Below are 18508 nucleotides of genomic sequence, written 5' to 3'. Positions count from 1 at the left end.
TATGCCCTTCGCACTGAGCCGTTATTCCCGAACGATTTCCCGGACTTTGATATCACTCCTGCTGTTTTTCCTGATATTGCCCATTAGCACGGGGCTTTATGCAGAGGGTAATAAAAAGCCGATCAGAATTGCTTATTTTGCCGATGATGCGCCCTGGATGTTTACCAACAGCGAGGGAGAGGCCGACGGTGTGTTTCATGACCTCTGGGAACTGTGGTCGGAAAAAAGCAACGTTGATATCCAGTTTGTGGTGTCTTCTCCGGAAAAAATTGAGGCCCAGCTTAAGGGGTCTGAAGTTGATGTTCTGGCTTACCTGCCACCGGGCATGGAGGATCAGTTGCGCAAGAACGGTCTGGAGAGTGTACCGATTCACTCGTTTGTTCCTGTTCTCTTTGTCAGAAAAAGCAGTCAGATAAGCAGCTTTGAGGAGGTAATTGCGAAACTCCGGGTTGGCTACATCAAAGGTTATAACTGTCAGCCCTGCCTCAAAAGCTTTAATGCAGAAGCTGTTGTCGTGCCCTTCACTTCAGGCTCATCTATGGCCACAGCAGTATCCAAACGTGAGATCGACGCGATACTTGGCGGTCGTTCAAGCTTGAGCTACTACTTGCATAATCTGGGTGTTAAAGATGAATTTCAGGTGGTGCCAACGCCTTTGCCACCCGTTGAAGTCAAGGCCATTGTTGCCCCGGGTCGAACGGATCTTGTGCGTGTTATTGAGCATGGGGTGGCGAAAATTTCTGATCAGGACAAAGCAGATCTTATTGAAGAGCTGTTCAGGTTTACGCATTGTCACCCTGAAAGTCTGGTCGTTGCCCTGGAGACCGACCTTTCCCCGCTGTCTTTTATCAATGCACTGGGTAAACCCTCAGGCCTGTTTGTTGATATCTGGAACTTATGGTCAGAAAAAACAGGAACACTGATTAAATTCAGAGTGGGTCTTATTGGTGAAAACATAGCTGCTTTGCAAAAAGGTAAGGTCGACGTTATTGCTGCCGTGTCTCCGACGATGGAACGAAGCCAGTGGATGGCGCTGTCAAATCCTTACTATGGATTGAATACCCGAATTTACTTTCGCCCTGACAGCAACCTGGGTGATCCCGGGGCGGATTTAAATGGTAAAAAGCTGGGTGTGATCGGTTCTTCAAGCCCTGAGGAGTTCGTCCGGCGCTGGTTGCCGGATGCTTATCCCATTGAACATGGTACTGTCTCCGAGATGATTGAGAGCCTGTTCTCCGGAGAAATAGATGCATTTCTTGGCGAACCGGTGATTGTCCGGTCTGCCCTGAATCGCCATGGTCTGGTGGGGGAGGTGAACTCCAGCGAGTACTTTAATCTGAATGAGGCGGTTGGGGCCGGCCTTTTGCTGAACAGGTCGGCAGACTTATTGCCGGAGTTGAATAATGGATTTCGGGCCATCACACCGGATGAGTACCGTGCCATTGAAAACCGTTGGATTATCAGTAGTCGAGATCGCTATTTTCGCCACAGCGGCTCAGTGGTTGAACTGAGTGATTCCGAGCGCCGCTGGTTAGCTGAAAATCCGGTGATCAGTGTTCTGGTTGATAATAATAAACCGCCATTTTCTTATATTGATAGAAGAGGGCAATGGCAGGGAATGACCATAGCTTATCTCAAGCTGTTGGAAGACAGGCTGGGCATCACCTTTCAGCTTCATCAGGACCCCGTATGGACCAATGCCTTGATTCAGGCTTATCGCCATGATGTTGATGCCGTTGCGATGTTACAGAAAACGGAAGAGCGCAGCCGTTATCTGAATTTTACCAAACCATTTGTCAGTGTGCCGGCCGTGATCCTCGCCCGTGATTCCGATAAAAGCATCCGTTCTCCGGGCCATTTAAATGGGAAAAGGGTTGGTTTTACGCCAGGTTATGTCACTTATGAAATCTTTCAACAGAACTACCCGGGTATCAATTTTGTCAAGATGCCGGATATTGCCACAGGCTTGAATCAGGTTGCCAGTGGAGTTCTTGATGCCATAGTGGTCAACCTGGCTTCTGCAAGTTATGAAATAGAGCGCATGAAAATAACCAACTTGCAGGTGGTTGCTGAAGCGGGTTTTAACTATGACTTCAGTATGGCATCAAGAAACAACTCTCCTGAACTGGCCTCTATCCTGGAAAAAGCGGTGGATACCATTACTCCGGAAGACCGGGAGGCTCTTGAAAGCAGCTGGCTGTCGATTCAGGGAGGCATGTGGCGGCCTAATAAAGAGTTGTTTATTGGTCTGGTATTGATTCTGGTGACATTGATTCTCATTGTTTACTGGAATCGTCGTTTAACCATCGAGATTGCTGACCGTGAAAAAGCAGAAGAAGGGCTGCGGGTTCGTTCCGAACTGGACCGCCTGCTGAGTGATATTTCCAGGCATTTCATGGACCAGCCGGTGCATCGGGCCAATGACTATTTTCTGAGTCGGCTTGGGCGCTATCTCAACGCTGAAGCCGTCTGCATCTTCTCCTGGGAGCCCAAGGCCCGTATTGAGCATTACTGGTCATGCCGACCTGATCCTGATCCCGCAGCTTTTGAGCCACTGTTTGACCATGACTTTTCCGGTGTTTATGGCGAGGTGAAAAAACATCAGGGCAACATTCTTATTCGTGATGAAATATTGCAGAAGGGGGACCTTGAAGGTGCTGCCATTCTGGATGATTTGGGGGTTTCCATCGCGGTCTATGCCCCTATGTTGCTGTTTGGTCGTGTGGTGGGTGGTATTGGATTGATCAATACGCCGGAAAAATATCAGGTCTATATCCATGAAATGGATTTGCTGCATCGAATGGGTGAGCTGGTGGCGGTTGCCCGTGATCGTCAACATGCGGAAGATGCCTTAAGAGTCAGTGAGGAACGTTACCAGCTGGCAATGGATGCGGCTTCCGATGGTCTCTGGGACTGGGATGTCCTCAGGGATAACATGTATTTAAGCCCCCGATATCAAACCATGCTGGGTTACCAGCCCGGGGAACTGTTGGGCAATATCAGGACCTGGCGACAGCAGCTTCATCCAGAGGATAAAATTTCCACCATTCATTTTTTTGAACAACAGCTGGAGACTTCCGATAAATCGTTTCAGTTTGTTTACCGTATCCGCAGGAAAGACGGCAGTTATTGTAATGTTCGCAGCAAAGGGAAGGTGGTGTTCAGGGATGAGCTGGGGAAACCCCTTCGGGTCATTGGTACAACCGTGGATATTACTCACCAGATTGAACGGGAACGTGAGCTGTCGATGGCCCGTTTCTCCCTCGATAGTGCCGGTGATCATATTCACTGGTTCAGGAGGGATGGTTACCACAAGTATGTCAATGAGTCTGCCTGTAAAGCCCTGGGATTTTCCCAGGAAGAGTTGATGAAACTGTCCATCATGGACATTAACCCGGCGGTTACCCGGAGTTCCTGGAAAAAGCTCTGGGAGCAGCTGGAGCTGAGAAAAGGTATGACCTATGAAACGCTGCGAAAAACATCCGATGGCACTGTTTTTCCAGTGGAGATTACTGCGAACTATATGGAGTATGAGGGAGAAGGGTACCTCTTTGCTTCCGGGCGCAATATCACCGATCGAAAACAGACTGAAGAAGCGTTGCGCAAGGCGAAAGAAGTGGCTGATCAGGCCAATCAGGCAAAAAGTAATTTTCTGGCCAATATGAGCCATGAGATCCGTACGCCGATGAATGCCATTATTGGCTTGAGTCATCTGGTTCAGGAAACCAGGCTTTCTTATCAGCAGCGGGATTACATCAGTAAAATTCAGTCATCTGCCCATGACCTTCTGGGTATCATCAACGACATTCTTGACTTCTCAAGAATTGAGGCAGGCAAACTCAATATGGAAAATATTGAATTTGACCTTGGGGGCGTTTTTGACAACGTCTATAACCTCAGCAGTATCAAGGCCAGGGAAAAGGGCCTGACACTGACTTACGATATTCAGTCGGATGTGCCCAGACATCTGCGGGGTGATCCGCTCCGGCTTGGGCAGATACTGATCAACCTGACCCATAATGCCCTCAAGTTTACCAGTGAAGGCGAAGTCAATGTGTCTGTCAGACTGGTCAGCAGCAGGCAGGATGTGGTCAGACTTCAGTTCTCGGTGGCCGATACGGGCATTGGTATCAGTAAACAGCAGCAGAATAAGTTGTTTCAGTCATTTTCTCAGGTTGATGGGTCAACAACCCGGAAGTTTGGTGGTACCGGGCTGGGGCTGGCTATCTGTAAAAACCTTGTGTACATGATGAATGGGGATATCTCTGTTGCCTCAGAGCCCGGCAAGGGCAGTACTTTTTGTTTTACCGTTGAACTGGGTGTTGCCCATCAGACTCAGGTTCTGGAGCGGTCACTTGCCGGGGTTCGTGTGCTTGTGGTGGATGATAACCCGACAGCAAGAGCACTTCTGATCAGTCATTTGCAAACATCCGGGTGCGAAACCCTGGAAAGTAACCATGGTGACGAAGCGCTGGCGTTGCTGAAAGAGAAGAATTCCGGTGCTGATAAGGCCGTTTCTCTGGTGCTGCTTGACTGGAGAATGCCGGATATGGATGGCATTGAACTGGCAGAACGCATTCATAAACTCAATCTTGCCCCGGAACCCAAACTGATGATGGTTTCGGCCTATGGTCGGGAAGAGCTGATGGCAAAAGCCTCAGGTACAGTGGATGCTTTTCTGATTAAACCGGTCAATCACAGCGTTTTGATAGAGACTATTTTGCGCCTGTTGCAGTGTCAGAATAATCCGAAAACTGAAATCATCGAAGAAGCTCGATTTTGCGAGATTATGCCTAAAGGCCGCATACTGCTGGCTGAGGATAATGAAATCAACCGGCAGGTTGCCCGTGAGCTGTTACAGGGCATGGGGCTTGAGGTCGTCATGGTCACGAACGGTGCCGAAGCAGTAGAGCGGGTGAAGCACGAAGACTTTGACCTGGTCTTTATGGACATTCAGATGCCTGAAATGGATGGGTATCAGGCAACACGGAAGATCAGGCGAAAGCTTGGCAAGGATAAGCTGGTAATTATTGCCATGACTGCACACGCCATGACCGGTGATCGGGAGCGCTGTTTGCAGGCTGGAATGAATGATCATATTTCCAAGCCATTAAGTCCTGCTGCTCTCAAGCAGATGGTGCGTCACTGGTTGCAGGCAGGAGAAACCGATGTGCATCAGACTGTTGCTTTGCCACAGGCATCAGAGAATACGTCCTGCCTGAAACTGCCGGGAATAGATGTAGACGATGGTTTGCAGAGGCTTCAGGGCAACCGGGCGCTTTATGAAAAGCTTTTGACAGACTTCTATCATGGCCAGCGGGAAGATCTGATCCAATTAGAAGGGCTTCTGGAAACCGGCAAATGGCATGAGGCTTGCCAGTTGGTGCATGCATTGAAAGGGGTTGCCGGTAACTTAGGGGCAAGCAGCCTGCATGATCAGGCTGCTCAACTTGAGCATAGTTTACGCAGACAATTTGAAATGCCTGACAACAGCTTGATGGACTCGTTTGTGCTGGCCTTTGAACAGGTGATGGAAGGCCTTGAACATTTGCCTCCGGTAAAAGAAGGTTTGGAACCCGCCGGGGAGGGGGCTATTGCCGTTGGTGAGCTGAATGAACTGCTTGATGAGATGGAGCAAAAGCTCAGTGAAGGCGATGTGGATGTGGTTTCTCTGCTGCCAACGCTTATTCATGGACTGAATGATCAGATTGACCACAAAGAGCTGACGTTATTTCAGGATGCGGTTATCAGTTACGACTTTGACGAAGCCTATGGGGTGCTGGTGGAAATCAAAAAGAAAATCAGCTGATAGCTTGCCACTCACCCAGAGTCATGACTCTGGGTGAGTGGCATTGGCTGGGGCGACTATTTTTGCAGTTCGGCCTTTGGATCTATTGCATAGGGTATTTCATGAACCTGCAGCTGATGGCTTTTTTCTGCATCCAGAAAGACATCGTTGGCTTCAGCCGCTTCAATCCGAATAACCGCCAGTAATTCAATGTTGCCGTTTTCGACATTGCAGGCACGCTGGATGACTTCACCAACCGGTTTACCATTACTGCTGTAAAGTCGGGTGTTAATGTCAGGTTGTTCGGCGCTTTCCAGACTCAACCAGTAACACCGGCTTTTCTGCTGACCAAGGTTTTGCATTCGGGTCACAATTTCCTGCCCGGTATAGCACCCTTTTCTGAAGCTGACCCCGCCAAGGGAGGGTTGATTGAGGTGTTGGGGAATGTATTTATCGATGGTTTCCTGGCAAAGCTCTGGAATGACTGACTCAATATTCAGTAACGACCAGAAATCTTCCGTTGCAGGTGTAAGCTCTTTGGTCAGTTCTGGCCATAAAAGAGGAAGGTCATCCTGATGAAGCCAAAGCTCATAGCGAGTCCTGACACCAGCGGCTTTTATAAGGTAGCCATTGCCGGAGACTTTGATAACTTCGTTTTGCTCTGGAAGTGATGAGTCGGGGAAAATATTGGTCAGCAGGGTGTCTATATGGGCTCCGGACAGGCCGAGAACCACGTGCTCTGATTGACTGGTGAGATTAACCTTAAAGAAAACCGCGTACTTTTTCAGAGTGTCGAGAGTGGTTTCAGTCAGACCTGAGTTCATGGTCAACAGGTAGTCTTCACCATTGTCCATGATTTTGAAACTGGTATACATCCGTCCTTTAGGGGAGCATGCCACCCCGGTGCTGTAATGATGAGCAGCCAGCTGAAGTATATGTGTTGAAATCTGTCCCTGCAAAAACTTCTGGCGATCGGTGCCATCGATTTTGATAATGCTGTGGCCAGAGAGTACTGAGACAGAATTTTCATCCAGTGCCTGTGGTGTTTTGGCAAAGCCTGTCAACCGCTCTTCTTTATAAACAGCGCCCTGAGTTGTTAAATAGGTCTTCCAGTCGGTGGCCATCTGATTACCTTGTTATCTGGTTGCCGCAATTGCATTTAATAGTTGCTGGCATAATAGAAGATTATTGCTGCGAATTTAAAGGTATAATAACCGGCAAAATCCATAATAGGAGTTATTCTAAGATGCTGGGTGAAAATGAGCTGAAATGCCTGCAGTGGCGAAGTCGTCGTGGGATGCTTGAGCTTGACGTGCTTTTGGAACCTTTTACCAGGGAGGCGCTGTCTGAGCTGAGTGAAGCTGATCAGCTAACCTATGTTCGCCTGTTGGAGTGTGAAGATCCGGACCTCTTCAGTTGGTTTATGAGTGGTACAAGGCCTGAAGATCAGGCTCTTAGCTGCATGGTTGACAGAGTATTGGAGCGTGGGCGCTACAAAGGCGAGTCTTTGTGAAGTTAATGTAAGAAGTTCCCGTTACCACCTTGTTTTGATGCTTATCTGCCATGGTGCAGCTTGTATTGCACTGTGGCTTTGTTCAGTCTGGCCTGTTGTCAAGTTTGCCTTGGCCATGGTTCTCGCCTTGCATTTCTATCGACGCTACCTTCAATTTATTGCTCAGAGTCTTCCGACCAGTATTTCTGTAATTCGTTTGCTGGAAGATCAGTGGCGAGTGAATCTTGCCGGTGCCTGGTATCGCGCCTGGCCTGAGGGTGAGATTGTTGTCACCTCAATATTGATTTGCTTTAAGTTGAGAGTTGAGGGTAAGCCGCACCCTTCCTGCCTGATTCTGTTTCCAGACAGTGCTGACCCGGTTGAGCTGCATGGTTTCAGGCTGAGGCTGATGCTTGAGTCTCACTCTCTGTTTGGTGGCAAGGGCGAGGGGCACATATAGTTTATGCCCATCGTGTTCGACCTGCCTTTATCAAGTACATGGAGGTATTCACCAGGGTTGGATACGCTGAGCATCGATAAAACGTCAACAGCCCCTGAAGTTCTCTGGAACCAGAATCGTGTCTTCAGGAACAGGATTCGTATGAAGGTAATCCAGCGTGTAGTGTAAACCGCGGGACTCTTTTCTGGCCATGGCGCATCGAATAATCAGCTCAGATACCTGGGCAAGGTTGCGCAGCTCTATCAGGTCATTGCTGACTTTGAAATTGCTGTAGAACTCATGAATTTCCGATTGGAGCAGCTCAACGCGATTCATTGCTCTTTGCAGACGTTTTGTGGTGCGGACAATACCCACGTAATCCCACATAAAGCGGCGAAGTTCATCCCAATTGTGAGAGATAACCACATTTTCATCGGAATCTGTTACCTGGCTTTCATCCCAGTTCGGCAGAGAGGGTGGTTGTGGGTATTGATCAATGGTATCGCGTATCATCCGGGCGCAGCTTTTGGCAGTGACAAAGCACTCCAGCAGTGAATTGCTGGCCAGCCGATTAGCACCATGCAGGCCGGTAAAACTGCACTCACCAACGGCAAAAAGGCCTTGTACGTCGGTTTGACCGTTTTTATCAACCAGTATTCCACCACAGGTGTAATGGGCAGCAGGAACAATAGGGATTGGGTCTTTGGTGATGTCGATATCGTAGCTGAGGCAACGCTCGTAAATGGTTGGAAAATGAGAGCGAATAAACTCCGCCGGTTTATGGCTGATATCCAGGTAAAGGTAGTCTGACCCCAAACGCTTCATTTCATGGTCAATGGCCCGTGCCACAATATCCCTGGGAGCCAGCTCTTCCCTGGGGTCGTAGTCTGGCATGAACCGGCTGCCATCGGCTCGTTTGAGCAGGCCGCCTTCGCCACGAACGGCTTCTGAAATCAGAAATGACTTGGCATTTGGGTGGTAGAGGCAGGTCGGGTGAAATTGATTAAACTCCATATTGGCAACCCGGCAGCCTGCCCGCCAGGCCATGGCAATGCCATCTCCGGACGCACCATCGGTGTTACTGGTATAAAGGTAGGTTTTACTGGCACCTCCGGAGGCAAGCACGGTACAGCGGCTCTTGAAGGCATGCACCTGGTCTGATAGAAGGTCAAGTATATAGACACCAACGCAGCGCGGTTCATGCTGGTGAATCTGAGGTTCCAGTTTGCTGGTGGTGATCAGGTCTACAGCCAGGTGATGGTCGTAAAGGTCTATGTTCGGTTTTAACCTTGCCTGTTCCAGTAGGGTGTCTGAAATAGCCCGGCCAGTGGCATCTGCGGAGTGAATGATTCTGCGGGAGCTGTGCCCACCTTCCCGTGTCAGGTGGTAGTCGAAGGGCCGGTCAGCGGTATGGTCCGGTGTGAATGGTACGCCCTGGCTGATCAGCCACTCAATACTCTCTCTGCCATTCTCCACGATATGTCGAACAGCCGACTCGTTACACAGGCCTGCGCCTGCGGTCAGGGTGTCTTTCACATGCTGGTCGATATTGTCACCGGTCTGGTCCAATACCGCCGCCACGCCTCCCTGCGCCCAATAGGTTGAGCCAGCGCTTAATGAGTCTTTGCTGAAAATGGCTATTCTGGCATCATCAGGCAGCTGCAGTGCCGTGGTCAGTCCGGCTGCGCCAGAGCCAATGATGATTACATCGTAATTATAGGGCTGTTGCATAAGGCTCCCCGGTCATCAAGTCACTCCGACATCTTTTATCCTTCCTATAATCCACAGGAAAATGCATGCAGTGTGGTTTTAATGTGCTAGCCTGTGGAACTGTACATGTCTGGATAAGTAACATGATGAGTTCTTTATTGAGTGGCTTAGCTATTTATCGGTATGATTAATGACAGTTACTGGTTATGTGCATCGGGCTAAAGAGGCTATTTTACGGGTCGATGTTAAAATTGCTGCTGACCTGAATCAAGAGGCCCGAGTAAACTTGTCTGACCTGTGTATTTTCTCCACCGGGCCAGCCGGGTACCTGGAATGTTCATTGTCAGGGCATTATATAGAATGTCTGGAAGTTACTGTAGTGTCGTTGACGTGCTAAAAATAACCTGTCGGTTTTCCAATATAATTACAACACCCGGATAAACCGGGTTGTGGTGGACAGATACCTTTTGAAGTAAAAAATTGAAAATATCAGGAACTTTTCTTCATTTTGATGGTCTATATACTTGCTGCTGAGCTAAACCCTTTATTGCACGATGGTGCCTTTTATGGTGTTCCTGCCATGCATGGGTGGAGATGCCTGAATGGTTGATAGTCCGGATACTGATCAGCAGTTGGTTGATCGTGTAAAGCAGGGTGACAAGAGAGCTTATGATGTGTTGGTTATTAAATATCAACACCGTATTCTTGGGCTGGTTGGTGGTTATCTCAGTGACTTTCAGGAAGTTCAGGATGTTACGCAAGAGGCTTTTATAAAAGCGTACCGTGCACTGGATAAGTTTCGTGGTGACAGCTCTTTTTATACCTGGTTGTACCGTATTGCTGTCAATACAGCCAAAAATCATCTGGTATCCAAGGGGCGAAGATTGCCAGAGTCTGATATCGATGTTCATGATGCAGACTTCCTGGAAACAGCGACTACCTTGAGGGTCGTTGATACCCCTGAGCGCAACCTGTACTGTAATGAAATCGAGCAGGTTATCCATGATGTCATTCAGCGTTTACCCGATGAACTGAGAACAGCAGTAATGTTGAGGGAGTTTGATGGCCTCAGCTATGAAGAAATTGCCGATGTTATGGATTGCCCGGTAGGTACTGTACGGTCCAGAATTTTCAGGGCTCGTGAAGCCATTGATCGTGAGATCAGACCGTTATTAGGGCAAAGTGGTTAAACAGGGTTTAACTCATGTGCGACAGAGTGAAGGTCGGCATGAATACCAGAGGTTTGTCTATGAGTGAAAAGAGTTCTCAAAACAGTGCCAGAGAACATTTGAAAGAATCTTTATCGGTTTCTCTGGATGGGCAGGCCAGTGAGCTGGAATTGCGTCGAGTGATTGATAGCATCGGCAAGGACGATGACCTCCGGGCGCTTGCGGGTCGTTATCAGCTGATTGGTGAGACACTCCGTGGTAATAGCAGCAAATTTGCCAATGTCGATATTTCCAGGGGCGTGATGAATGCCATAGAGCAGGAAGAGGCCGGTACTACCGGTGCGCAGAATGTCTCTGAAACAAAAGGTTCTTCCGCGATCAGTCCCGTACCCGGTCGCTTTTTTGAGGATGTATGGGCTTCTTTGGGTAAGGTTGCGGTTGCAGCCTCGGTGGCTTTTGCCATTGTTGTCGGGGTCAGAAACAGTAATCCGTCTCCTGATTTGCAGGTTCTGGCTGAAAATGAACCGGTTACCCTGACTCAGCCAGTGCAGCTGGCGCAATCGGGTCATAACGATTACGGTGCATTGGGTATTCGTGCCGGGTACAACTCAAGGCAGCATGACGGTATTACCCCTGAACAACTTGCTTATGCCCAGAGTCTTGCTGACAGGGCAACCAGGGAGCGTTTTCATGCCTATGCACTTCAGCATGCAGAGCTTTCTGCAATGGGAAGTGGCCAGAGTATTTTGTCATTTGCCAGATTGACCAGTTTTGACAACCAATAAATTTATGAAACAGATGCAATGGATTACCGGAAAGTTACTGGTTCTATGTTTTTTTGTCAGTGGCTTTGTGTCTGCGGAAACATCACCCGATGCAGGTTACCTGCTTGAAAGAATGGCTGCTTCCGCCAAAAGTCTGAGCTTTCAGGGAGAGTTTGTTTATCAGCAGGGAGCACAGTTGCAGACATTAAGTGTTGTTCATCAGGCTGAAGCTGAGAATATATCGGAAAAAGAACGCATTCTCTATCTGGATGGTGCTCCCCGGGAAGTCATACGCTCCGGAAATGAACTTTTCTTTTCCAGTTATCACGAAGGGGTGACCAGGTTTCAGCATGGTTCATTGATGCCGGTAGTAAGCAAGTTCCAGTCTGGTGTATCTGAGCGTTTCTATGACTTGAAAATTGTAGGTATTGACCGCGTTGCTGGTCGAGAAGCCGTGCTGTTGCTTGTGCTGCCGAAAGATCGTTTCCGTTATGGCTATCAGCTATGGCTTGATCGGGTATCCTCACTGTTGCTGAAATCAGTGCTGGTTGATGATCAGGGTAAAATCATTGAGCGACTGCAGTTCACTTCCCTGAATATTGGTCAGCTGTCAGATGATGTTCTGGCACTTCTGGACCGCAAGCCCTCCGGTGTCGATGAAACTATTCAGTTAAAAAGCAACCCGGAACACTCAGAGAAACCTGATGTGCCCCCGGAATGGGAAACGGGCTGGCTGCCTGATGGCTTTGTGCTGGAAAACAGCACCGTCCGTCCTTCTCCGGTCAGCAAGCACGATGTAGATGCTTTGATTTTTTCTGATGGAATTGCCAGTTTCTCTGTCTTTGTTGAGCAGGATGATACTAGGGTACTAAGTCAGGCTTCTGAACAAATCGGTGCTCTTTCGGCGGTTTCAAAGATTTACAGAGAGGGTAATCAGTACTTCCATGTGACGGTTGTTGGTGATATTCCTCTGGGTACGGCAGAAAGGGTGGCTGTATCTGTTCGTCCGGTAAAAATGAAGCCTTGATGTAATGATCAAGTAAGTTTACTGGACTGGAAGACTGGTTTTTTTTGTATTATTTCGTTACCGATCTATATCAGGTTTTCAGGAATATGATAGAAGAGCAGGGACGAGTTGTGGCTGTAGAGCGTGGTTTTGTCTGGGTTGAAACCATCAGACAATCCGGTTGTTCAAGCTGTAGTGCCCGAAATGGTTGTGGGCAGCATCTCTTTGAAAAGTACAGGGTCGGCTCATCCTTTTCATATATCAAAGCGCTTTGTCCCTGGGTAGTGAAAGAGGGTGACATGGTTGTGGTCGGTATTCCGGAAGGCTCCTTGTTAAAGGCTTCTTTTCTGATTTATCTCTTCCCGCTTCTGCTTATGATGGCTGGCATCTGGTTGTCCTCTGTAATGGGGGCAGCAGATTGGCTGCTGCTTGTCTCAGCTGGTTTGCTCCTGGCATGTGGCTTTGGTGCAGTAAGGTTATTTGGGAAGAGGTCAGCTGATATGTGCCGTGTTGATGTGGTAAGGGTATTACCCTCTGACAATTTGTCGTTATCAGGCAGCTCCTCCGGGCGAACGCTTTCTTCCAGGCAGGAATGAGTTTTCTTGTTTTATTTCTGATGCTGCCGGGTCGCCTTGTTATCACGTAATTATAAATAATATCGCAGGAGCGTATGGCTCCGGTGAGTTTTTTCAATAGTCGAATACTGGAGAAAACATAATATGAGTAGGGTGTTTTTTCTCTGCAAAAAGTCACTTTATAACGTTGGGTTTTCCCTGCTTTTGTTTTACGCAACACTGGCAAATGCTTCAGTCAGGGGTTCCGGGCTGCCAGATTTTGCGGCATTGTTTGAACAGGCATCACCAGCGGTAGTGAATATCAGTACTCTGGCCACGCCAAAAGCGAGACCGTCAATATATGGGCCGGGCGGGGAGGAGATTCCTGAAATTTTCCGCCGTTACTTTGGTATCCCGCTGCCTGATGAAAACCCTTCCGGACGTTCTCAACCGATGTCACTCGGTTCTGGCTTTATTATCTCGTCAGACGGTTACATTCTGACCAATAACCATGTTATCGAAGGTGCTGATCAGATTATTGTCAGACTCAGTGACAGGAGTGAGCGTTCTGCAGAACTTATCGGTGCCGATAAGCGTTCGGATCTGGCGCTGTTAAAAATTAACAATGACCGCAGTCTGCCCGTCGTTAAACTTGGTGATTCCGAGAGTGTTAAATCTGGTCAATGGGTAGCAGCAATTGGGTCTCCGTTTAATTTTGAATACTCGATTACCAAAGGCATTATCAGCGCTCTGAATAGAAGCCTGCCCAGCGACTCCTATGTCCCGTTTATTCAAACCGATGTCCCTATCAATCCGGGTAACTCGGGTGGTCCGCTGTTTAATATGAATGGCGAAGTCATCGGAATTAACTCCCAGATTTTTACCCGCTCTGGCGGTTTTATGGGGCTGTCATTCGCCATACCGGTTGATCATGTTATGTGGGCGGTTGATCAACTGAAAGAGAAGGGTTATGTCACCCGGGGATGGCTGGGGGTCGCCATTCAGGATGTGGATCGGGATCTTGCCGAATCGTTTGGTCTGGAAAAACCCATGGGGGCGCTGATCAGTCAGGTGGTTCCCGGTGGTCCGGCTGATAAGGCAAGGCTTCATCCCGGCGACATTATTGTCAGATTTAATGAAAGAGTCATCAGCAGCTCAGGCGTATTGCCAATGTCGGTGGGGGTGATAAAACCCGGCGAAAAAGCCAGGCTTGAATATATCCGCAATGGCAAGCGCAAGACCGTAGATGTTGTAGTGGGTGAGCTGCCGGATGAAAACAGTGGTGCCCCTGAACATAGGGGAGATAAGACGCCTTCTGATAAAAACCCTCTGGGTGTTCAGGTAGCTGAGCTTGATGAGAATTATCGCAGTAAGCTGCGCCTGGATGAGGATGTTCAGGGGCTGGTGGTGATTGGAGTTAACCGGGGTGCTGGCCGTTCCATTGGGTTGCGTCAGGGCGATGTTATCACGGACCTGAATAATAGCAGTGTGACAACGGTAGCGGAATTCAAAAAAGTGGTAGCCAAACTGCCCAGGAACCGCTCAATTTCAATGCGGGTTATTCGCGGTGGGAATCCCGGCTACATCACCTTCCGGTTACAGGGGTGATCAAATGTGGATAGCACGGTATATGACCATGGAGTAGTGTGCTGACATGTTATAGAATATTATGGAATCATTTATGCAGGTCAGACACGTGTTAATTGCTGCCGGAGCTTTAGCCACAGGCATGAATAAAATCAATTCATGCTGTTTAACAGCCGGTAAGTCAGTTTGATCCGCAGGCCAATTCCCTAATTCAAGACGGTCCCCGCGATTGCGGGGATCGCTTTTTGTGACGTTTTTACAGTAGATACTATCGTGAGCGACCTAAGCTTAATCAGGAACTTTTCCATCATTGCCCATATTGATCATGGGAAATCAACCCTGGCTGACCGTTTTATCCAAACCTGTGGTGGGCTCAGTGATCGTGAAATGCAGGCCCAGGTGCTTGATTCCATGGAGCTTGAGCGTGAACGTGGCATCACCATCAAGGCCCAGAGTGTGACGCTGGATTATCATGCCAAAGATGGTAATACCTATCAGCTGAATTTTATCGATACACCAGGACACGTTGACTTTTCCTATGAAGTTTCACGTTCCCTGGCGGCCTGTGAAGGTGCGCTTCTGGTGGTGGATGCGGCCCAGGGTGTTGAGGCACAATCCGTTGCTAACTGTTACACCGCCATAGAGCAGGGGCTGGAAGTCATGCCCGTGCTGAATAAAATGGATCTGCCCCAGGCAGAGCCAGACCGGGTCTCCCAGGAAATTGAAGAGATTATCGGTATTGACGCAACCGATGCTGTCCGCTGCTCTGCCAAGAGTGGTTTGGGCATTGAGGATGTTCTTGAGCGACTGGTGTCCACTATTCCTGCTCCTGAAGGTGACATCAATGGGCCATTGCAGGCACTGATCATCGATTCCTGGTTTGATAACTATCTGGGTGTGGTGTCTCTTGTGCGGGTGAAAAACGGTACGTTGCGCAAGGGAGAAAAGATCGTCGTTAAATCCACCAAACAGTCTCATGTTGTGGATAATGTCGGTATTTTCACGCCCAAGCGGACGCCCACCGGAGTTCTTAAAGCCGGTGAGGTTGGTTATGTGGTTGCCGGTATCAAAGATATTCAAGGTGCTCCCGTCGGTGACACCCTGACTCATCTGAAAACCCAGGATGTTGCAGCGCTGCCAGGCTTTAAACATGTTAAGCCGCAGGTCTATGCCGGCTTGTTCCCGGTCAGTGCGGATGACTTTGAAGATTTTCGTGATGCGCTGGAAAAACTGAGTCTCAATGATGCCTCCCTGTTTTACGAGCCGGAGAGCAGTGACGCGCTGGGCTTTGGTTTCCGTTGTGGCTTCCTGGGCATGCTGCACATGGAGATCATTCAGGAGCGACTTGAGCGGGAATATGACCTGGATCTGATTACCACGGCTCCCACGGTAATCTATCAGTGTCATATGAAAAACGGCAGTGTGGTGGAAGTTGATAACCCTTCCAGACTGCCTGACCCTGCAGGTATTGACGAAATTCGTGAACCCATTTCCCGGGCCAATATTCTGGTACCCCAGGAATATCTCGGTAATGTGATTTCTCTCTGCGTTGAAAAGCGCGGCGTACAGAAAGATATGCAGTTCACGGGTGGTCAGGTCTCACTGACCTACGATATTCCGATGAACGAGGTGGTGCTGGATTTCTTTGACCGACTGAAATCGGTGAGCAGGGGGTTTGCTTCTCTGGACTACTCTTTTGATCGTTTTGAAACCGCTAAAATGGTTCGGGTGGATATTCTGATCAATGGTGAAAAAGTCGATGCACTGGCGGTTATTGTGCATAAGGATCACGCCGTTTCCCGCGGACGGGTGCTGACGGAAAAAATGAAAGAGATCATTCACCGCCAGATGTTTGATGTTGCCATTCAGGCGGCCATTGGTGGGCAGATTATTGCCCGGACCACGGTAAAAGCGCTCAGAAAGAACGTCACTGCGAAATGCTATGGTGGTGACGTGAGTCGTAAGCGTAAACTGCTGGAAAAACAGAAGGCCGGTAAGAAACGGATGAAGCAGGTTGGGCGTGTGGAAATTCCTCAGGAGGCTTTCCTGGCAGTTCTAAAGGTCGACAAATAATTCACCATTGATTACATAAGAGAAAAACAGCCATGGATTTTAACTTTCCGCTGCTATTGGTACTGTCGGTTGTTGTTACAGGTATCATCGCACTGATTGACCGACTTTTTTTGTTACCAAGGCGAAAGGCTGCTGTTGCCATGCTCGGTGCCGAGGGCGGAGACGATGACGCCCTTGAGAAGCTGGCCAGGGAGCCTACCGTGGTTGAGACCTCCAAGTCTATCTTCCCGGTTTTGCTGTTTGTTCTGGTGATTCGATCCTTTTTGTTCGAACCTTTTCAAATTCCATCTGGCTCCATGATTCCGACCCTGGAAGTGGGTGATTTTATTCTGGTTAATAAATACAGTTACGGTTTGCGTTTGCCCGTGTCAGGTACCAAGGTGCTTGCCATCGGTGAGCCTGATCGTGGTGATGTGATGGTGTTTAAACAGCCAGGGAAAGAAAATATCAACTTTATCAAGCGTGTGATCGGTTTGCCTGGCGACGTTGTGCAATATATGGACAAGCGGCTGACGGTGAACGGCCAGGCGGTTCCTGAAGAGTTTGTGGCACAACTCAGTGATGCCCGATCCATTTATCGTCTCTATAACGAAGGTGATGAAGGCAAGCGCTACCAGGTTCGTAAAGAGCTGACCAGTCATGATTTCCGGGCTGAAGGTGAGTGGGTTGTGCCTGACGGCATGTACTTCGTCATGGGGGATAACCGTGACCGAAGCAATGACAGCCGGTATTGGGGCTATGTTCCTGAACAGAATATTGTTGGTAAGGCGGTTTACATCTGGATGCACTGGCCGAGCTGGACTCAACTTCCCGGCTTTAAGAACAACGGGGTGATTGAGTAAGCTGTCCAAGGAGAGAATCTTATGTATGGTATGAAGAGCCGACAACGAGGCAGTAGTGCAGTCAGTTGGCTGTTTTACCTGTTAATTGGTGGACTATTGTTGTCTTTTGCGGTTAAGGTTGTGCCCTTTTATATGGATGATCACTCTGTGAAGCAGGTGGTATCTTCATTAACTGACCGGCCAGGCTCTGCCACTGCATCCGTTACCCAGGTGAGAACCTGGATAAATAAAGGGTTGCAGCTAAACCTGATCAAGCTTGATCGCAATGAGGTTAAGGTCACCCGCGAAAACGGTGTTGTCGTTGTCGATATTGACTACGAGCGACGGATTCATTTTTTCCATAACGTTGATCTGGTATTAACGTTTGAACATAACTGGAAAGCTGGAACTCAGTGAAAACGCTTGAACTTGCCCGACTGCAGAAAAAGTTAGGGCATGAATTTTCCAATCAGAGCCTGTTGGCGCTGGCGCTCACCCATCGCAGCTTTGGCAGTCGTAACAATGAGCGATTGGAGTTCCTTGGCGACTCGATTGTCAACTTTGTTATTGCTGAAGCCCTCTATGAGCGCTTTCCCGATGCCAAAGAAGGGCAGTTGAGCCGCCTGCGGGCTCGAATGGTGCGCGGTGTAACCCTGGCCGAGCTTGGCCGGGAGTTTGAACTGGGCGACTTTCTTCGTCTTGGCTCCGGTGAGTTGAAAAGTGGTGGCTTCAGGCGGGAGTCCATTCTTGCGGATGCGGTTGAGGCCATTATTGGTGCGATTTACCTGGATGCCGGTATGGCCGTTTGTCACCAGCGAATTCGCATCTGGTTTACCACTCGTCTGGATCAACTGACCACGACGGATGAGCAGAATAAAGATCCGAAGACCCGCTTGCAGGAATATCTGCAGGCGCGGCAGCAGTCACTGCCAAAATATCAAGTGACAGATATTCAGGGGGAAGCTCATGACCAGCACTTTTCAGTGATTTGTGAACTGGAATGTCTGGATGAGCCGTCGAAGGGGGAAGGGTCGAGTCGTCGTGGTGCTGAACAGCAGGCGGCTCGCAATGCATTGAAGTTGCTTGGCGTTGATCATTAAGAGCG

14 protein-coding genes are annotated in these 18508 nt (G+C 48.9%); 12 read left to right on the top strand and 2 right to left on the bottom strand.

All coding sequences use genetic code 11. The features are described 5' to 3' along the window. The first annotated feature begins 1 nt into the window (after nucleotide 1). Nucleotides 2–5809: a response regulator gene (locus tag ACO6UX_RS13475; RefSeq protein WP_422448380.1), complete on the top strand. Its 5808-nt coding sequence runs from the start codon at nucleotides 2–4 to the stop codon at nucleotides 5807–5809. A gap of 56 nt (nucleotides 5810–5865) precedes the next feature. Here the strand turns inward: ACO6UX_RS13475 and ACO6UX_RS13470 are convergent, their stop codons facing one another. Then, nucleotides 5866–6912 carry a YgfZ/GcvT domain-containing protein gene (locus ACO6UX_RS13470; protein WP_422448378.1) on the bottom strand — a complete coding sequence of 349 codons (1047 nt, stop codon included), beginning with the start codon at nucleotides 6910–6912 and terminating at the stop codon, nucleotides 5866–5868. 122 nt (nucleotides 6913–7034) lie between these two features. On the opposite strand from ACO6UX_RS13470, the gene ACO6UX_RS13465 reads away from it, so the two are divergent. Then, nucleotides 7035–7301 (top strand): succinate dehydrogenase assembly factor 2, encoded by a 267-nt coding sequence (locus tag ACO6UX_RS13465; RefSeq protein WP_422448376.1) that lies wholly within the window; start codon nucleotides 7035–7037, stop codon nucleotides 7299–7301. Then, nucleotides 7273–7740, top strand: coding sequence for a protein YgfX (locus tag ACO6UX_RS13460; RefSeq protein ID WP_422448374.1), 468 nt, complete (start codon nucleotides 7273–7275; stop codon nucleotides 7738–7740). The genes ACO6UX_RS13465 and ACO6UX_RS13460 overlap by 29 nt, the downstream gene beginning before the upstream one ends. Nucleotides 7741–7824: 84 nt before the next feature. Here the strand turns inward: ACO6UX_RS13460 and nadB are convergent, their stop codons facing one another. Continuing rightward, nucleotides 7825–9450 carry an L-aspartate oxidase gene (gene nadB, locus ACO6UX_RS13455; RefSeq protein ID WP_422448372.1) on the bottom strand — a complete coding sequence of 542 codons (1626 nt, stop codon included), beginning with the start codon at nucleotides 9448–9450 and terminating at the stop codon, nucleotides 7825–7827. A 581-nt stretch (nucleotides 9451–10031) separates the two neighbouring features. On the opposite strand from nadB, the gene rpoE reads away from it, so the two are divergent. From rpoE to rnc, 9 genes are all read left to right on the top strand, one after another. Then, nucleotides 10032–10619 carry an RNA polymerase sigma factor RpoE gene (rpoE, locus tag ACO6UX_RS13450; protein WP_101746214.1) on the top strand — a complete coding sequence of 196 codons (588 nt, stop codon included), beginning with the start codon at nucleotides 10032–10034 and terminating at the stop codon, nucleotides 10617–10619. 38 nt (nucleotides 10620–10657) lie between these two features. Beyond that, complete coding sequence (locus tag ACO6UX_RS13445) at nucleotides 10658–11383, top strand: sigma-E factor negative regulatory protein (protein WP_422448370.1); 726 nt, start codon at nucleotides 10658–10660, stop codon at nucleotides 11381–11383. Nucleotides 11384–11387: 4 nt separating this feature from the next. Next, nucleotides 11388–12389, top strand: coding sequence for a MucB/RseB C-terminal domain-containing protein (locus ACO6UX_RS13440; RefSeq protein WP_422448368.1), 1002 nt, complete (start codon nucleotides 11388–11390; stop codon nucleotides 12387–12389). 110 nt (nucleotides 12390–12499) lie between these two features. Then, nucleotides 12500–12964: a SoxR reducing system RseC family protein gene (locus ACO6UX_RS13435; RefSeq protein ID WP_422448366.1), complete on the top strand. Its 465-nt coding sequence runs from the start codon at nucleotides 12500–12502 to the stop codon at nucleotides 12962–12964. Between the two features lie 123 nt (nucleotides 12965–13087). Continuing rightward, nucleotides 13088–14530 (top strand): DegQ family serine endoprotease, encoded by a 1443-nt coding sequence (locus tag ACO6UX_RS13430; RefSeq protein WP_422448364.1) that lies wholly within the window; start codon nucleotides 13088–13090, stop codon nucleotides 14528–14530. A gap of 252 nt (nucleotides 14531–14782) precedes the next feature. After that, a complete protein-coding gene (gene lepA / locus ACO6UX_RS13425; protein WP_422448362.1) occupies nucleotides 14783–16582 on the top strand; it encodes a translation elongation factor 4 in 1800 nt (599 codons plus the stop codon). A gap of 32 nt (nucleotides 16583–16614) precedes the next feature. Further along, complete coding sequence (gene lepB, locus ACO6UX_RS13420; RefSeq protein ID WP_422448360.1) at nucleotides 16615–17424, top strand: signal peptidase I; 810 nt, start codon at nucleotides 16615–16617, stop codon at nucleotides 17422–17424. Nucleotides 17425–17445: 21 nt separating this feature from the next. Next, nucleotides 17446–17820: a DUF4845 domain-containing protein gene (locus ACO6UX_RS13415; protein ID WP_422448358.1), complete on the top strand. Its 375-nt coding sequence runs from the start codon at nucleotides 17446–17448 to the stop codon at nucleotides 17818–17820. Next, nucleotides 17817–18503: a ribonuclease III gene (gene rnc / locus ACO6UX_RS13410; protein ID WP_422448356.1), complete on the top strand. Its 687-nt coding sequence runs from the start codon at nucleotides 17817–17819 to the stop codon at nucleotides 18501–18503. Before ACO6UX_RS13415 ends, rnc begins: the two co-directional genes overlap by 4 nt. Nucleotides 18504–18508: the final 5 nt, after the last annotated feature.

It is taken from the genome of Endozoicomonas sp. ALB091 (genome assembly GCF_049310265.1).
Classification (GTDB): Bacteria; Pseudomonadota; Gammaproteobacteria; order Pseudomonadales; family Endozoicomonadaceae; genus Endozoicomonas.
Note: the sequence above shows the minus strand (reverse complement) of the source record. Positions and strands in the feature narration are given on the sequence as shown.

What these genes read in the sequence shown, in the direction of transcription:
- ACO6UX_RS13440 (WP_422448368.1), top strand. Translation starts at nt 11,388, where the DNA reads ATGAAACAGATGCAATGGATTACCGGAAAGTTACTGGTTCTATGTTTT.
- ACO6UX_RS13445 (WP_422448370.1), top strand. Translation starts at nt 10,658, where the DNA reads ATGAATACCAGAGGTTTGTCTATGAGTGAAAAGAGTTCTCAAAACAGT.
- ACO6UX_RS13475 (WP_422448380.1), top strand. Translation starts at nt 2, where the DNA reads ATGCCCTTCGCACTGAGCCGTTATTCCCGAACGATTTCCCGGACTTTG.
- ACO6UX_RS13415 (WP_422448358.1), top strand. Translation starts at nt 17,446, where the DNA reads ATGTATGGTATGAAGAGCCGACAACGAGGCAGTAGTGCAGTCAGTTGG.
- ACO6UX_RS13470 (WP_422448378.1), bottom strand. Translation starts at nt 6,912, where the DNA reads ATGGCCACCGACTGGAAGACCTATTTAACAACTCAGGGCGCTGTTTAT.
- ACO6UX_RS13465 (WP_422448376.1), top strand. Translation starts at nt 7,035, where the DNA reads ATGCTGGGTGAAAATGAGCTGAAATGCCTGCAGTGGCGAAGTCGTCGT.
- rpoE (WP_101746214.1), top strand. Translation starts at nt 10,032, where the DNA reads ATGGTTGATAGTCCGGATACTGATCAGCAGTTGGTTGATCGTGTAAAG.
- nadB (WP_422448372.1), bottom strand. Translation starts at nt 9,450, where the DNA reads ATGCAACAGCCCTATAATTACGATGTAATCATCATTGGCTCTGGCGCA.
- lepB (WP_422448360.1), top strand. Translation starts at nt 16,615, where the DNA reads ATGGATTTTAACTTTCCGCTGCTATTGGTACTGTCGGTTGTTGTTACA.
- ACO6UX_RS13430 (WP_422448364.1), top strand. Translation starts at nt 13,088, where the DNA reads ATGAGTAGGGTGTTTTTTCTCTGCAAAAAGTCACTTTATAACGTTGGG.